This is a genomic window from Kribbella steppae, assembly GCF_004342025.1.
GTDB lineage: Bacteria > Actinomycetota > Actinomycetes > Propionibacteriales > Kribbellaceae > Kribbella > Kribbella steppae.
This window is the reverse complement of record NZ_SLWN01000023.1, coordinates 41,131-54,850: the sequence shown is the minus strand read 5'-3', so window position 1 is coordinate 54,850 and position 13,720 is coordinate 41,131. Positions and strand designations below refer to the sequence as shown.

Below are 13,720 nucleotides of genomic sequence, written 5' to 3'. Positions count from 1 at the left end.
GCTTGGCAAGAGACGAACCAGGGCTCGTCCGAACTCCAGCGCACGATATCAAGCGCCGGCTCGCACGAGCCCTGGACATCACACCTCGGTGGTGGTCCCCCCGGCCGCCTGGATCTTCTCCTGGGCGGACTTGGAGAACTTGTGCACCGAAACCTGCAGTGCCACGGTCAGCTCGCCGTCACCCAGCACCTTCACCGGCTGACCGCTGCGTACCGCGCCCTTGGCGACCAGGTCGGTCACGCCGACCTCGCCACCTTCGGGGAACAGTTGTCCGAGCTTGTCCAGGTTAACGACCTGGAACTCCACCCGGTTCCTGCTCTTGAAGCCCTTCAGCTTCGGAAGCCGCATGTGCAGCGGCATCTGGCCACCCTCGAACCACTCGGGGATGTTGTTGCGGGCCTTGCTGCCCTTGGTACCGCGACCGGCGGTCTTGCCCTTGCTGCCCTCACCACGACCCACGCGGGTCTTGGCGGTCTTGGCGCCGGGCGCCGGACGCAGGTGGTGAACCTTGAGCGCCATGTCAGTCAACCTCTTCGACGGTGATGAGGTGGCGAACCGTGCGCACCATCCCGCGGATCTCCGGACGGTCGTCGTGAACGGCGACATCGCCGATCCGCTTCACGCCGAGGGTCCGCAGGGTGTCGCGCTGGTTCTGCTTGCCACCGATGCCGGAACGGGTCTGCGTCACCTTCAGGCGAGCCATCAGGACGACACCTCCGCCCGCGCCTTCAGCAGCGCCGCCGGGGCGACGTGCTCCACCGGCAGACCACGGCGCGCGGCCACGGCCTCCGGGGTCTCCAGGCTGCGCAGCGCCTCGACGGTGGCGTGAACCACGTTGATGGCGTTGGACGAACCCAGCGACTTGCTGAGGATGTCGTGGATCCCCGCGCACTCCAGTACGGCGCGCGCCGAGCCACCCGCGATCACACCGGTACCAGGAGCAGCCGGACGCAGCATCACAACGCCTGCGGCCTTCTCACCCTGGACCGGGTGCGGGATGGTGCCCTGGATCCTCGGCACCTTGAAGAATGCCTTCTTGGCCTCCTCGACACCCTTGGCGATCGCCGCGGGCACCTCCTTGGCCTTGCCGTAACCCACACCGACGGTGCCTTCACCGTCGCCGACGACCACGAGGGCGGTGAAGCTGAAGCGACGACCACCCTTCACGACCTTGGCGACACGGTTGATGGCTACCACGCGCTCGATGTAGGCGGTCTTGTCAGCTGCCTGACCGCGACCACCGTCGCGACCACGGCGCTCACCACCGGCGCCGCCTCCGCGACGCTGCTGGCCTCCGCTCATTTCGAACTACCTCTTCCTGTGTTTTGTGTCGCCATGTCAGAACCCGAGGCCGCCCTCGCGGGCGGCGTCGGCCAGGGCCGCGATACGGCCGTGGTACTTGTTCCCGGCCCGGTCGAAGACGACCGAGTCGATGCCGGCAGCCTTCGCGCGGTCGGCGATCAGGCCGCCGACCGTCTTGGCCTTGTCCGTCTTGTTCGCCTCCGCGCCACGCAGGTCGGCCTCCATGGTGGAGGCGGACGCCAGCGTCTTGCCGGCCACGTCGTCGATGACCTGTACGAACAGGTGCTTCGACGACTTGGTGACCACCAGCCGCGGCCGGTCGGCCGTGCCGTTGATCTTCTTCCGGACCCGGATCTGGCGACGCAGTCGCGACGCCGTCTTCTTGGCGGAGTGCTTGTGCGGACGCAGTCCGATCGCCATGGTTACTTACCAGCCTTTCCGACCTTGCGGCGCACCTGCTCGCCGGCGTACCGCACACCCTTGCCCTTGTACGGCTCGGGCTTGCGCAGCTTGCGGATGTTGGCGGCAACCTCGCCGACGGACTGCTTGTCGATTCCCTGCACCGAGAACTTGGTCGGCGTCTCCACCGCGAAGGTGATGCCGTCCGGCGCCTCCACCGTGATGGTGTGGCTGTAGCCGAGCGAGAACTCCAGCGTGCCCGGGCCCTTGGACAGGACGCGGTAGCCGACGCCGACGATCTCGAGCTTCTTCTCGTAGCCGTCCGTCACGCCGGTCACCAGGTTGGCGATCAGGGTGCGGGACAGGCCGTGCAGTTCCTTGCTCTTGCGCTGGTCGTCCGGGCGGACGACGGCGATCGTGCCGTCCTCGTCCCGGTTGACCACGATGGGCTCAGCCACGACGTGGGAGAGCTGACCCTTGGGACCCTTCACGGTGACCGTCTGGCCGTCGATCGTGACGTCGACGCCGGACGGGACCGTGATCGGGAGCTTACCGATGCGAGACATTAGTGGTCCTCCTTCCGGTTCTTCGTCACCAGACGTAGGCGAGGACTTCCCCGCCGACGCCCTTGTTCTTGGCCTGCCGGTCGGTCAGGAGCCCCTGGGACGTCGAGATGATCGCGACGCCCAGGCCACCGAGAACCTTGGGCAGATTGGTCGACTTCGCGTAGACCCGCAGGCCCGGCTTGCTGATCCGCCGGACGCCCGCGATGGAGCGCTCCCGGCTGGGGCCGAACTTGAGGTCGACGATCAGGGTCTTGCCGACGGCCCCCTCCTTGGGGTCCTCCACCTTGTAGGAGGAGATGTAGCCCTCCTGCTGGAGGATGTCGGCGATGCCCTGCTTGATCTTGCTGTACGGCATCGAGGTCGACTCGTGGTACGCCTGGTTGGCGTTGCGCAGACGCGTCAGCATGTCTGCGATCGGGTCGGTCATCGTCATGGCCTGGGGCCTCTTTCCCGCCGTGGTTTCGCCGGCCGGCGACCTACGGTGACTAGATGGTGAGTGGAGAAAAGATCGGAGGTGGAGACGGTCACCAGCTGGACTTGGTCACACCGGGCAGCTCGCCCCGGTGCGCCATCTCCCGCAGGCAGATCCGGCACAGGCCGAACTTGCGGAAGACCGCCTTCGGCCGGCCGCAACGCTGGCAGCGGGTGTAACCGCGCACCGCGAACTTCGGCTTCCGGGCCTGCTTGACCTTGAGTGCTGTCTTCGCCACGTCAGTTCTCCTTGAACGGGAAACCGAGCTGCCGCAGCAGGGCCCGGCCCTCGTCGTCGTTCTTCGCGGTGGTCACCACGGTGATGTCCATGCCCCGGACGCGATCGATCCGGTCCTGGTTGATCTCGTGGAACATGACCTGCTCGGTCAGACCGAAGGTGTAGTTCCCGGTGCCGTCGAACTGCTTCGGCGACAGACCGCGGAAGTCGCGGATCCGGGGCAGCGCGAGCGCCAGCAGCCGGTCCAGGAACTCCCACATCCGGTCGCCGCGCAGCGTCACGTGCGCGCCGATCGGCATACCCTCGCGCAGCTTGAACTGCGCGATCGACTTACGGGCCTTGGTCACCTGCGGCTTCTGGCCGGTGATCGCGGCCAGGTCCTTCACCGCGCCGTCGATCAGCTTCGAGTCGCGAGCCGCCTCGCCGACACCCATGTTCACCACGATCTTGGTGAGGCCGGGCACCTGCATGACGTTCTCGAACTGGAACTGCTCCTGCAGCTTGCCGACGATCTCCTCGCGGTACTTCGTCTTCAGCCGCGGCTGGACCTTGGTGGTCTCGGTCGCTGTCGCACTCATCAGATCTCCTCGCCGGTACGCCGCGCGATCCGGACGCTCCGGAAACCGGTGTACGTCGAGCCGTCGGGGCGCCGCTTCTGCACCTCGACGCGGTTGTAGCCGACGCGGGTGGTCACCTTCTGCTTCTTGCCGTCCTGCTCGACCTCGACCAGAAGCATCACGTTGGAGACGTGGATCGGGGCTTCCTGGGTGACGATGCCACCGGTGGTGCCGCCGCGCTGGGCCTGCTGCACCTTGGTGTGCTTCTTCACCCGGTTGACGCCCTCGACGATGATCTTCTCGTCGTCGGGGAAGACCTGGATGATCTTGCCCTCGAGGCCCTTGGACTTGCCGGCGACCACGCGGACGAGGTCACCCTTCTTCACGTGCAGCTTGTTCTGTGCCATCTCAGAGCACCTCCGGGGCGAGCGAGATGATCTTCATGAAGCGCTTCTCGCGCAGCTCCCGGCCGACCGGCCCGAAGATGCGGGTACCACGCGGCTCGCCGTCGGCCTTCAGGATCACCGCGGCGTTCTCGTCGAACCGGATGTAGGAGCCGTCCGGACGCCGGCGCTCCTTCACGGTCCGCACGACGACCGCCTTGACGACGTCACCCTTCTTCACACCACCGCCGGGGATCGCGTCCTTGACGGTGGCGACGATCGTGTCACCGACACCGGCGTAGCGCCGACCGGAGCCACCGAGCACGCGGATGCAAAGGATCTCCTTCGCACCCGTGTTGTCGGCGACCTTCAGTCGCGACTCCTGCTGGATCATCTGTTGATCTCCTGGTTGTCTCGCTGGTTCTCACTCACGTGAGCCTTGCGGAACGAATAATTTCGATTGGTTGCCGGTCAGTGCCGAAGCCCTGGGCCCGGAACTACTTGGCCTTCTCGAGGATCTCGACGACGCGCCAGCGCTTGGTCGCCGACAGCGGCCGGGTCTCCATCAGGAGGACGCGGTCGCCGATACCGGCGGCGTTCTGCTCGTCGTGCGCCTTGAGCTTGCTGGTGCGCCGGATGACCTTGCCGTACAGAGCGTGCTTGACCCTGTCCTCGACCTCGACGGTGACGGTCTTGTCCATCTTGTCGCTCAGCACCAGGCCCTCACGGGTCTTCCGGCGGCCTCGCGCCTGCGGGGTCGTGCTCACGGTGTCGTCCTTCGCTGCGTTCTCGGTCATGCCTTGCTCCCGGCCTTCTCGCTGTCGTCCGCGGTCTCGGCGTCGTCAGCCTCGACGGCGTCCTCGGCCGCGGCGGGCGCGGCGTCGACCTCTTCGGTGATGCCGAGCGCGCGCTCGGTCAGCACCGTGTAGATGCGGGCGATGTCCTTGCGGACGGCGCGCAGCCGGCCGTGGGACTCCAGCTGACCCGTGGCAGCCTGGAACCGGAGGTTGAACAGCTCCTCCTTGGCTTCACTGAGCTTCGCCAGCAGCTCGTCCCGACCCAGGTTCCGCAGCTCTGCGGCGGTTACGGTCGTAGCCATCAGTTCTCACCTGCCTCTCGGGTGATGAAGCGGCACTTCATCGGCAACTTGTGGATCGCGCGGCGCATGGCCTCGCGAGCGATGTCCTCCGGTACGCCGGACAGCTCGAACATCACGCGACCGGCCTTGACGTTGGCGATCCACCACTCCGGCGAACCCTTACCGGAACCCATCCGGGTCTCGGCCGGCTTCTTGGTCAGCGGGCGGTCGGGGTAGATGTTGATCCACACCTTGCCGCCACGCTTGATGTGCCGGGTCATCGCGATACGCGCGGACTCGATCTGCCGGTTGGTGACGTAGTGGCTCTCCAGCGCCTGGATGCCGAAGTCACCGAAGGCCAGCGTGGTACCACCCTTGGCAGCGCCGGAGCGCTTCGGGTGGTGCTGCTTGCGGTGCTTGACCTTGCGGGGGATGAGCATTGTTCAGCTCTCCGTTCCGGTCGTCTCGGCGGGCTTGTCGGCCGCAGCGGGCGCCTCGGCAGCCGGGGCCGCGTTGCGCTGCTCCCGACGGTCGTCCCGGCGGTCGCCACCACGGCCACCCCGGTCGCCGCGGTCACTGCGGCCACCGCGGTCGTCGCGGCGAGCCGGACGGCGCTGCTGGGTCGCGGCCCGGGCGGCGGCCTGCGCCTCCCGCTCGGCGCGCGAGCCGGCCACGTCACCCTTGTAGATCCAGACCTTCACGCCGATCCGGCCGAAGGTCGTGCGGGCCTCGTAGAAGCCGTAGTCGATGTCCGCGCGGAGCGTGTGCAGCGGCACCCGGCCCTCACGGTAGAACTCCGACCGCGACATCTCCGCGCCACCGAGCCGGCCGGAGCACTGGATCCGGATGCCCAGGGCGCCGCCACGCATGGTGGTCTGCATCGCCTTGCGCATCGCGCGGCGGAACGCCACGCGGCCGGACAGCTGCTCGGCCACGCCCTGCGCGACCAGCTGGGCGTCGACCTCGGCGTTCTTCACCTCGAGGATGTTCAGCTGCACCTGCTTGCCGGTGAGCTCCTCCAGGCTGCCCCGGATCCGGTCCGCCTCGGCGCCGCGGCGACCGATGACGATGCCCGGACGGGCGGTGTGGATGTCGACGCGGACGCGGTCACGGGTGCGCTCGATCTCCACGCGGGAGATACCGGCGCGCTCCATGCCCTTGCTCAGCAGGCGGCGGATCTTGACGTCCTCGCCCACGTAGTCCTTGTACAGCTTGTCGGCGTACCAGCGGCTCTTGTGATCGGTGCTGATGCCGAGACGGAACCCGTGCGGGTTTACCTTCTGTCCCACAGTCAGGACTCCTTCTTCTCAGCGGTGGCCTTCTTGGCAGCCGACTTCTTGGCGGTGGCCTTCTTGGCCGGCGCCTTGTCGGCGGTGGCCTTCTCAGCCGCGGCCTTCTTGGCCGGAGCCTTCTTGGCAGCCTTCTTGGTGTCCGCCTTCTTGGCCTCGGCCGGCGGCTCTTCCTCGACCCGCGGCGCGACCACGACGGTGATGTGGCTGGTCCGCTTGTCGATCCGGGTGGCCCGGCCCTGTGCACGCGGGCGGTGACGCTTCAGCGTCGGACCCTCGTCCACGAAGGCCTTCGCCACGACCAGGTCGGCCCGGCTCAGGTGCTCGGTGCCCTCGGCGTTCGCCGCAGCGCTGTCGACGACCTTGTACACGGTCGCGGCAGCGGCCTGCGGGGCGAACTTCAGAGTGGCGAGTGCGTCGTCGACGCCCAGACCGCGCACCAGGTCGACCACGCGGCGCGCCTTCATCGGCGTCACGCGGACGAAGCGCGCGACCGCGAAGGCCCCGGGCTCGTCGCCCAGCAGGCTCTCGCGACGGGCGCTGATCGCCCTACGCTCTTGAACGCTCATGATGTTCGAATCTCTCCGTAGGTTGCTTTCGCTTCGTCACTGACCAGGGGTCAGCGACGCCGTGACTTCCGGTCGTCCTTCTCGTGACCCTTGAACGTCCGGGTCGGAGCGAACTCGCCGAGCTTGTGCCCGACCATCGCATCCGTCACGAACACGGGCACGTGCTTGCGGCCGTCGTGCACCGCCAGCGTGTGACCGATCATGTCCGGCACGATCATCGATCGGCGGGACCAGGTCTTGATGACGTTCTTGGTGCCCTTCTCGTTCTGCACCTCCACCTTCTTCATCAGGTGGTGGTCGACGAACGGGCCCTTCTTCAGACTGCGTGGCATCTGGCCGGCTCCTATCAGCGCTTCTTGCCGGCCTTGCGGCGCCGGACGATCATGCGGTCGCTTTCCTTGCGGGTGCGGGTACGCCCCTCAGGCTTGCCCCACGGGGACACCGGGTGGCGTCCACCCGAGGTCTTGCCCTCACCACCACCGTGCGGGTGGTCGACCGGGTTCATCGCGACACCGCGAACGGTCGGGCGCTTGCCCTTCCAGCGCATCCGGCCCGCCTTGCCCCAGTTGATGTTCGACTGCTCGCCGTTGCCGACCTCACCGAGGGTGGCGCGGCAGCGCACGTCGACCATCCGGACCTCGCCGGACGGCATCCGCAGGGTGGCCATCCGGCCCTCCTTCGCGACCAGCTGAATGCTGGCACCGGCCGAGCGGCCCATCTTGGCGCCGCCACCCGGGCGCAGCTCGACGGCGTGCACCGTGGAGCCGACCGGGATGTTGCGCAGCGGCAGGTTGTTGCCGACCTTGATGTCGGCGGCCGGGCCGTTCTCGACGATCGTGCCCTGCTTCAGGTTCGCCGGCGCGAGGATGTAGCGCTTCTCGCCGTCGACGTAGTGCAGCAGCGCGATCCGCGCGGTGCGGTTCGGGTCGTACTCGATCTCGGCCACCTTCGCCGGGACGCCGTCCTTGTCGTACCGCTTGAAGTCGATCAGCCGGTACGCCCGCTTGTGACCGCCGCCCTGGTGCCGGGTGGTGATCTTGCCGGAGTTGTTCCGGCCGCCCTTCTTCGGGAGCGGACGCAGCAGCGACTTCTCCGGGGTCGAACGGGTGAGCTCGACGAAGTCGGCCACGCTCGAGCCACGGCGGCCCGGCGTCGTCGGCTTGTATTTGCGGATACCCATTACGACTGGCCTCCGAAGATGTCGATGCGGTCGTCACCCTTGAGGGTCACGATCGCCCGCTTGGTGTCCGGGCGCTTGCCCCAGCCGGACCGGGTCCGGCGGCGCTTGCCCTTGCGGTTGATGGTGTTGACGTCGCTGACCTTGACCTTGAACACCTTCTCGACCGCGAGCTTGATCTCGGTCTTGTTGGCGCTCGGCTCGACCTCGAACGTGTACTTCTGCTCGTCCAGCAGGCCGTAGCTCTTCTCGCTCACGACCGGCCGCAGCAGCACGTCGCGCGGATCCTTGTTGACTCCGTGGCTCATGCTTCTACCTCCTCGGCTTCGGTCGACGTCGCGACAGCCTTCACGGACTTGCCCTTCGGCGCGCCGGCGACGAACGCCTCGAGCGCACTCTGGGTGAACACGACCGCGTCGCTGACCAGTACGTCGTACGCGTTCAACTGGTCGGCGGCGATCAGATGCACGTGCTGCACGTTGCGCAGGCTCAGCCAGCTGAGCTCGTCGGCGCGCTCGACGACGACCAGGGCCTTACCCGGGTCGGTCACCTCGGACAGCACCTTGAGCGCGGTCTTGGTCGACGGCTTGTCACCGTCGATGAACTTCTCGACCACGAACACCTGGCCGTCGCGGGCCCGGTCCGAGAGCGCACCGCGGAGCGCGGCGGCGATCATCTTCTTCGGGGTCCGCTGGCTGTAGTCGCGCGGCGTCGGGCCGTGGACCACGCCACCGCCGGTGAACTGCGGCGCGCGGATCGAACCCTGCCGGGCGCGACCGGTGCCCTTCTGGCGGTACGGCTTGGCGCCACCACCGGACACCTCGCCCCGGCGCTTGACCTTGTGCGTGCCCTGACGGGCCGCGGCCAGCTGGGCCACCACGACCTGGTGGATCAACGGAATGTTGACCTGGACGTCGAACAGCTCGGCCGGAAGCTCGGCGGAGCCCTTCTTGCTGACCTTGTCGCCCTTCACGACGACGACGTCGACGGTGCTCACTTGGCAGCTCCCTTCGCGGCGTTGCGGATCAGCACGAGGCCGCCCTTCGGACCGGGGACGGCGCCCTTGAGCAGGATCAGGCCGCGCTCGGTGTCGATCGCGTGGACCGACACGTTCTGCGTGGTGACGTTCTCGTTGCCCATCCGGCCGGCCATCCGCAGGCCCTTGAAGACCCGGCCCGGGGTGGCGCAGCCGCCGATCGAACCCGGCGAGCGGTGCTTCTTGTGCACACCGTGGGTGGCGCGGAGGCCGTGGAAGCCGTGCCGCTTCATCACACCGGCGAAGCCCTTGCCCTTGCTGGTGGCGGAGACGTCGACCAGCTCACCAGCGGCGAACGCCTCGGCCTTGATCTCCTGGCCCAGCGTGTACTCGCTCGCGTCGGCGGTACGCAGCTCCAGCAGGTGGCGCCGCGGCGTCACCCCGGCCTTGTCGAAGTGGCCGCGCATGGGGCTGTTCACCTTGCGGGGGTCGATGTCGCCGAACGCGATCTGGACGCCGTCGTACCCGTGGCTGTCCGAGGTGCGAACCTCGGTCACGACGCACGGGCCGGCCTGGATCACGGTCACGGGGACGACGCGGTTGTTCTCGTCCCAGGTCTGGGTCATGCCGAGCTTGGTGCCCAGCAGACCGCGCGTGTTCTTTAGCTTGCTCATTGGTTGTTCGCGTCCCTCAGAGCTTGATCTCGATGTCGACACCGGCCGGCAGGTCGAGCCGCATCAGCGAGTCGACGGTCTTCGGCGTGGGGTCGATGATGTCGATGAGCCGCTTGTGGGTGCGCATCTCGAAGTGCTCGCGGCTGTCCTTGTACTTGTGCGGCGAGCGGATGACGCAGAACACGTTCTTTTCCGTCGGCAACGGCACCGGGCCAGCAACCTTCGCACCAGTACGCGTCACCGTGTCGACAATCTTGCGCGCCGAACTGTCGATGACCTCGTGGTCGTAGGCCTTCAGCCGGATGCGGATCTTTTGTCCCGCCATCGCTTCGCTTCGTCCTTCTCTATCGTCTTCGTTGCGTTGCTCCGACCCCCGAGGTCGGGTGTGTCGCGGACGCGGAACGCGCGCGACTCACCGCTTCATCGACCTGGAATGGTGATCGGGGCCCGGTCTCGGACCGGAACCTCGGCATGGTCTCCGGTCCGGCGCACCAGCCAGACCAGATGGTCTGGGGCGCGCCCCGGCGGCCTCGCCTGAGCAACCTGAATATTGTGCCCTAGATCGGCATCGAAACGCCAATCGGGTGGCCTCACGCCTGATCCGGCCCACCTGAGCGCCGGATCAGGCGCAAAGCAGAGGTCCGCGGGGGCTCAGGGTTGCGAGCCCTCGCGGACCTCGTGTGATCACTTGATGATCTTGGTGACCCGGCCGGCGCCGACGGTGCGGCCACCTTCGCGGATCGCGAACTTCAGACCCTCTTCCATGGCGATCGGCTGGATCAGCTCGACCGACATGTCGGTGTTGTCGCCCGGCATGACCATCTCGGTGCCCTCGGGCAGCGTGACGACGCCGGTGACGTCCGTGGTGCGGAAGTAGAACTGAGGCCGGTAGTTCTGGAAGAACGGCGTGTGACGGCCGCCCTCCTCCTTCGACAGGATGTAGACCGACGCGTCGAAGTTGGTGTGCGGGGTCGTGGTGCCCGGCTTGATGACGACCATGCCGCGCTCGACGTCCTCGCGCTTGGTGCCACGAAGCAGCAGACCGACGTTCTCACCGGCCTGGCCCTCGTCCAGCAGCTTGCGGAACATCTCGATACCGGTGACCGTGGTGGTCTGCTTCTCCGGACGGATGCCGACGATGTCGACGGTCTCGTTGATCTTGACGACACCGCGCTCGATCCGGCCGGTGATGACCGTGCCACGACCGGTGATGGTGAAGACGTCCTCCACCGGCATCAGGAACGGCTTGTCGACCTCGCGCTCCGGCTGCGGGATGTAGGAGTCGACCGCGTCCATCAGCTCGATGATCGACTCGCCCCACTTGGCGTCGCCCTGCAGCGCCGGGTGAGCGGCGACCCGGACGATCGGCGCGTTGTCGCCGTCGAACTCCTGCTCCGAGAGCAGTTCGCGGACCTCGAGCTCGACGAGCTCCAGGATCTCCTCGTCGTCGACCATGTCGCACTTGTTCAGCGCGACGACCATCGCCGGCACGCCGACCTGACGGGCGAGCAGCACGTGCTCACGCGTCTGCGGCATCGGGCCGTCGGTGGCGGCGACGACCAGGATCGCACCGTCCATCTGGGCCGCACCGGTGATCATGTTCTTGATGTAGTCCGCGTGACCCGGGCAGTCAACGTGGGCGTAGTGCCGGGCCTCGGTCTGGTACTCGACGTGCGCGATGGAGATGGTGATACCGCGCTGACGCTCTTCGGGCGCCTTGTCGATCTGATCGAAGGCCGACGCCTCGTTGAGGTTCGGGTACTTGTCGTGCAGCACCTTGGTGATCGCCGCGGTAAGAGTGGTCTTACCGTGGTCGATGTGACCGATGGTGCCGATGTTGACGTGCGGCTTAGTCCGCTCGAACTTCGCCTTCGCCACTGGGGCCCTCCTAGATAAATGTTGACTACGCCGTACGCCGACGCGCTTTGGGGGTGTTGGTCAGGAGCGAGAGACTACTCGCCCCGGGCCTTCTTGATGATCTCTTCCGCCACGTTCTTCGGAACCTCGGCGTAGGAATCGAACTGCATCGAGTAGGACGCGCGTCCCTGCGTCTTGGAACGCAGGTCACCGACATACCCGAACATCTCCGACAGCGGCACCAGGGCCTTCACGACCCGGCTGCCACCAGGACCCTCGTCCATCGACTGGATCTGGCCACGGCGGGAGTTGAGGTCGCCGATCACTTCACCCATGTAGTCCTCAGGGGTGGTGACCTCGACCGCGAACATCGGCTCCAGGATGACCGGAGTCGCCCGGCGGGCGGCATCCTTGAAGGCCATCGAACCGGCGATCTTGAACGCGAGCTCGGAGGAGTCGACGTCGTGGTAGGCGCCGTCTGTCAGCGTCACCTTGACGTCCACCATCGGGTAGCCGGCCAGGACGCCGAACTCCATCGCTTCCTGGGCACCCTCGTCGACCGACGGGATGTACTCCCGCGGGATCCGGCCACCGGTGACGGCGTTGACGAACTCGTAGCCGCCCTCGCCACCCGCCTCGACCGAAGTCGGCTCGATGTTGATGATCACACGCGCGAACTGACCCGAACCACCGGTCTGCTTCTTGTGCGTGTAGTCGACCTTCTCGACCTTCTTCTTGATCGTCTCGCGGTAGGCGACCTGCGGCTTGCCGACGTTCGCCTCGACCCGGAACTCACGCTTCATCCGGTCGACCAGCACCTCGAGGTGCAGCTCGCCCATGCCGGCGATGATGGTCTGGCCGGTGTCCTCGTCGGTCCGGACCTGGAAGGTCGGGTCCTCCTCGGCCAGCCGCTGGATCGCGACACCCAGCTTCTCCTGGTCGCTCTTCGACTTGGGCTCGATGGCGACCGAGATGACCGGGGCCGGGAACTGCATCGACTCCAGCACGACCGGGTGCGCCGCGTCGGCCAGCGTCTCACCGGTGGTGGTGTCCTTCAGACCCATCACGGCGACGATGTGGCCGGCGCCGATCGACGCGATCTCCTCACGCTTGTTCGCGTGCATCCGGTAGATCTTGCCGATCCGCTCCTTGCGGCCCTTGGTCGGGTTCAGCACCTGCGTACCGGTCTCGAGCTTGCCCGAGTAGACCCGGATGAAGGTCAGCTTGCCCAGGTGCGGGTCGGCCGCGATCTTGAACGCCAGCGCCGAGAACGGCTCGCTGTCGTCCGGCTTGCGCAGGACGACCTTCTCCGCGTCCTTGACGTCGTGGCCCTCGATGGCCGGGACGTCGATCGGGCTCGGCAGGTAGGCGTTGACCGCGTCGAGCAGCGGCTGGACGCCCTTGTTCTTGAACGCCGTACCGGTCAGCACCGGGGTCAGCTTGCTGGCCAGGGTGGCCCGGCGGACGGCGGCGACCAGCTGCTCCTGGGTCGGCTCCTCGCCCTCCAGGTACAGCTCCATGATCTCGTCGTCGGCCTCGGCCACGGTCTCGATCAGCTTGTCGCGCCACTCGGCGGCCAGGTCGGTGTGGCTGGCCGGGATCTCCTCGATCGTGTAGTCCTCACCGATCTTGGTCTCGCCGCGCCAGGTCAGCGCGCGCATCCCGATCAGGTCGACGACGCCGATGAAGTCGGCCTCGGCCCCGATCGGCAGCTGCATGACCAGCGGCACCGCGGCGAGGCGGTCCTTGATCATGTCGACGCAGCGCATGAACTCCGCACCGGTCCGGTCCAACTTGTTGACGAAGCAGATCCGCGGTACGCCGTACCGGTCCGCCTGACGCCAGACGGTCTCCGACTGCGGCTCCACGCCGGCGACACCGTCGAACACCGCGACGGCACCGTCGAGCACGCGCAGCGAGCGCTCCACCTCGACGGTGAAGTCGACGTGGCCCGGGGTGTCGATGATGTTGATGGTGTGGTCTTTCCAGATGCAGGTCGTCGCGGCGGACGTGATGGTGATGCCGCGCTCCTGCTCCTGCTCCATCCAGTCCATCGTGGCGGCGCCCTCGTGGACCTCACCGATCTTGTAAGTGATACCGGTGTAGAAGAGGATCCGCTCGGTCGTCGTCGTCTTGCCGGCGTCGATGTGAGCCATGATCCCGATGTTGCGGACCTTGGCCAGG

General features: G+C 67.0%; 22 protein-coding genes and 1 pseudogene. All 23 read right to left on the bottom strand.

From position 1 onward, the window contains the following. Positions 1 to 78: 78 nt before the first annotated feature. Complete coding sequence (gene rplO, locus EV652_RS41500; protein WP_132216227.1) at positions 79 to 519, bottom strand: 50S ribosomal protein L15; 441 nt, start codon at positions 517 to 519, stop codon at positions 79 to 81. Position 520: 1 nt separating this feature from the next. Further along, positions 521 to 703 carry a 50S ribosomal protein L30 gene (rpmD, locus tag EV652_RS41495; RefSeq protein WP_012923669.1) on the bottom strand — a complete coding sequence of 61 codons (183 nt, stop codon included), beginning with the start codon at positions 701 to 703 and terminating at the stop codon, positions 521 to 523. Further along, positions 703 to 1,302, bottom strand: a complete 600-nt coding sequence (gene rpsE / locus EV652_RS41490) for a 30S ribosomal protein S5 (protein ID WP_132216224.1) — start codon at positions 1,300 to 1,302, stop codon at positions 703 to 705. The genes rpmD and rpsE overlap by 1 nt, the downstream gene beginning before the upstream one ends. A gap of 36 nt (positions 1,303 to 1,338) precedes the next feature. Beyond that, positions 1,339 to 1,722: a 50S ribosomal protein L18 gene (rplR, locus tag EV652_RS41485; RefSeq protein ID WP_132147629.1), complete on the bottom strand. Its 384-nt coding sequence runs from the start codon at positions 1,720 to 1,722 to the stop codon at positions 1,339 to 1,341. A 2-nt stretch (positions 1,723 to 1,724) separates the two neighbouring features. Further along, on the bottom strand, positions 1,725 to 2,267 hold the full coding sequence (gene rplF, locus EV652_RS41480; RefSeq protein WP_132216221.1) for a 50S ribosomal protein L6: 543 nt from the start codon (positions 2,265 to 2,267) through the stop codon (positions 1,725 to 1,727). Between the two features lie 25 nt (positions 2,268 to 2,292). Continuing rightward, entirely contained in the window at positions 2,293 to 2,700 is a 408-nt protein-coding gene (rpsH, locus tag EV652_RS41475; protein ID WP_132216218.1) for a 30S ribosomal protein S8, read from the bottom strand. A 91-nt stretch (positions 2,701 to 2,791) separates the two neighbouring features. Then, complete coding sequence (locus EV652_RS41470; RefSeq protein ID WP_012923674.1) at positions 2,792 to 2,977, bottom strand: type Z 30S ribosomal protein S14; 186 nt, start codon at positions 2,975 to 2,977, stop codon at positions 2,792 to 2,794. A gap of 1 nt (position 2,978) precedes the next feature. After that, positions 2,979 to 3,554, bottom strand: a complete 576-nt coding sequence (rplE, locus tag EV652_RS41465; protein ID WP_132216215.1) for a 50S ribosomal protein L5 — start codon at positions 3,552 to 3,554, stop codon at positions 2,979 to 2,981. Then, entirely contained in the window at positions 3,554 to 3,940 is a 387-nt protein-coding gene (rplX, locus tag EV652_RS41460) for a 50S ribosomal protein L24 (RefSeq protein WP_132216212.1), read from the bottom strand. The genes rplE and rplX overlap by 1 nt, the downstream gene beginning before the upstream one ends. Before the next feature lies 1 nt (position 3,941). Continuing rightward, positions 3,942 to 4,310 carry a 50S ribosomal protein L14 gene (gene rplN / locus EV652_RS41455; RefSeq protein WP_012923677.1) on the bottom strand — a complete coding sequence of 123 codons (369 nt, stop codon included), beginning with the start codon at positions 4,308 to 4,310 and terminating at the stop codon, positions 3,942 to 3,944. 103 nt (positions 4,311 to 4,413) lie between these two features. Continuing rightward, positions 4,414 to 4,713 carry a 30S ribosomal protein S17 gene (rpsQ, locus tag EV652_RS41450; RefSeq protein ID WP_132216209.1) on the bottom strand — a complete coding sequence of 100 codons (300 nt, stop codon included), beginning with the start codon at positions 4,711 to 4,713 and terminating at the stop codon, positions 4,414 to 4,416. Next, entirely contained in the window at positions 4,710 to 5,015 is a 306-nt protein-coding gene (rpmC, locus tag EV652_RS41445; RefSeq protein ID WP_132216206.1) for a 50S ribosomal protein L29, read from the bottom strand. The genes rpsQ and rpmC overlap by 4 nt, the downstream gene beginning before the upstream one ends. After that, positions 5,015 to 5,434: a 50S ribosomal protein L16 gene (gene rplP, locus EV652_RS41440; protein ID WP_132216203.1), complete on the bottom strand. Its 420-nt coding sequence runs from the start codon at positions 5,432 to 5,434 to the stop codon at positions 5,015 to 5,017. The genes rpmC and rplP overlap by 1 nt, the downstream gene beginning before the upstream one ends. A gap of 3 nt (positions 5,435 to 5,437) precedes the next feature. Further along, positions 5,438 to 6,283, bottom strand: coding sequence for a 30S ribosomal protein S3 (rpsC, locus tag EV652_RS41435; RefSeq protein WP_132216200.1), 846 nt, complete (start codon positions 6,281 to 6,283; stop codon positions 5,438 to 5,440). A gap of 101 nt (positions 6,284 to 6,384) precedes the next feature. Then, positions 6,385 to 6,852: pseudogene (rplV, locus tag EV652_RS41430) on the bottom strand (50S ribosomal protein L22); the annotation flags it as partial. Between the two features lie 50 nt (positions 6,853 to 6,902). Beyond that, positions 6,903 to 7,184 carry a 30S ribosomal protein S19 gene (gene rpsS, locus EV652_RS41425; protein WP_131361012.1) on the bottom strand — a complete coding sequence of 94 codons (282 nt, stop codon included), beginning with the start codon at positions 7,182 to 7,184 and terminating at the stop codon, positions 6,903 to 6,905. A gap of 14 nt (positions 7,185 to 7,198) precedes the next feature. Beyond that, on the bottom strand, positions 7,199 to 8,032 hold the full coding sequence (gene rplB / locus EV652_RS41420) for a 50S ribosomal protein L2 (RefSeq protein ID WP_132216194.1): 834 nt from the start codon (positions 8,030 to 8,032) through the stop codon (positions 7,199 to 7,201). Further along, positions 8,032 to 8,337 carry a 50S ribosomal protein L23 gene (gene rplW, locus EV652_RS41415; protein WP_132216191.1) on the bottom strand — a complete coding sequence of 102 codons (306 nt, stop codon included), beginning with the start codon at positions 8,335 to 8,337 and terminating at the stop codon, positions 8,032 to 8,034. The genes rplB and rplW overlap by 1 nt, the downstream gene beginning before the upstream one ends. After that, entirely contained in the window at positions 8,334 to 9,026 is a 693-nt protein-coding gene (gene rplD / locus EV652_RS41410) for a 50S ribosomal protein L4 (protein WP_132216188.1), read from the bottom strand. Before rplD ends, rplW begins: the two co-directional genes overlap by 4 nt. Next, positions 9,023 to 9,679 (bottom strand): 50S ribosomal protein L3, encoded by a 657-nt coding sequence (rplC, locus tag EV652_RS41405; protein WP_132216185.1) that lies wholly within the window; start codon positions 9,677 to 9,679, stop codon positions 9,023 to 9,025. The genes rplD and rplC overlap by 4 nt, the downstream gene beginning before the upstream one ends. 16 nt (positions 9,680 to 9,695) lie before the next feature. Then, a complete protein-coding gene (gene rpsJ, locus EV652_RS41400; protein ID WP_012923688.1) occupies positions 9,696 to 10,004 on the bottom strand; it encodes a 30S ribosomal protein S10 in 309 nt (102 codons plus the stop codon). 359 nt (positions 10,005 to 10,363) lie between these two features. Further along, positions 10,364 to 11,557, bottom strand: coding sequence for an elongation factor Tu (gene tuf, locus EV652_RS41395; RefSeq protein ID WP_132216182.1), 1,194 nt, complete (start codon positions 11,555 to 11,557; stop codon positions 10,364 to 10,366). A gap of 74 nt (positions 11,558 to 11,631) precedes the next feature. Beyond that, positions 11,632 to 13,692 (bottom strand): elongation factor G, encoded by a 2,061-nt coding sequence (gene fusA / locus EV652_RS41390; RefSeq protein ID WP_242002323.1) that lies wholly within the window; start codon positions 13,690 to 13,692, stop codon positions 11,632 to 11,634. Between the last annotated feature and the right edge of the window lie 28 nt (positions 13,693 to 13,720).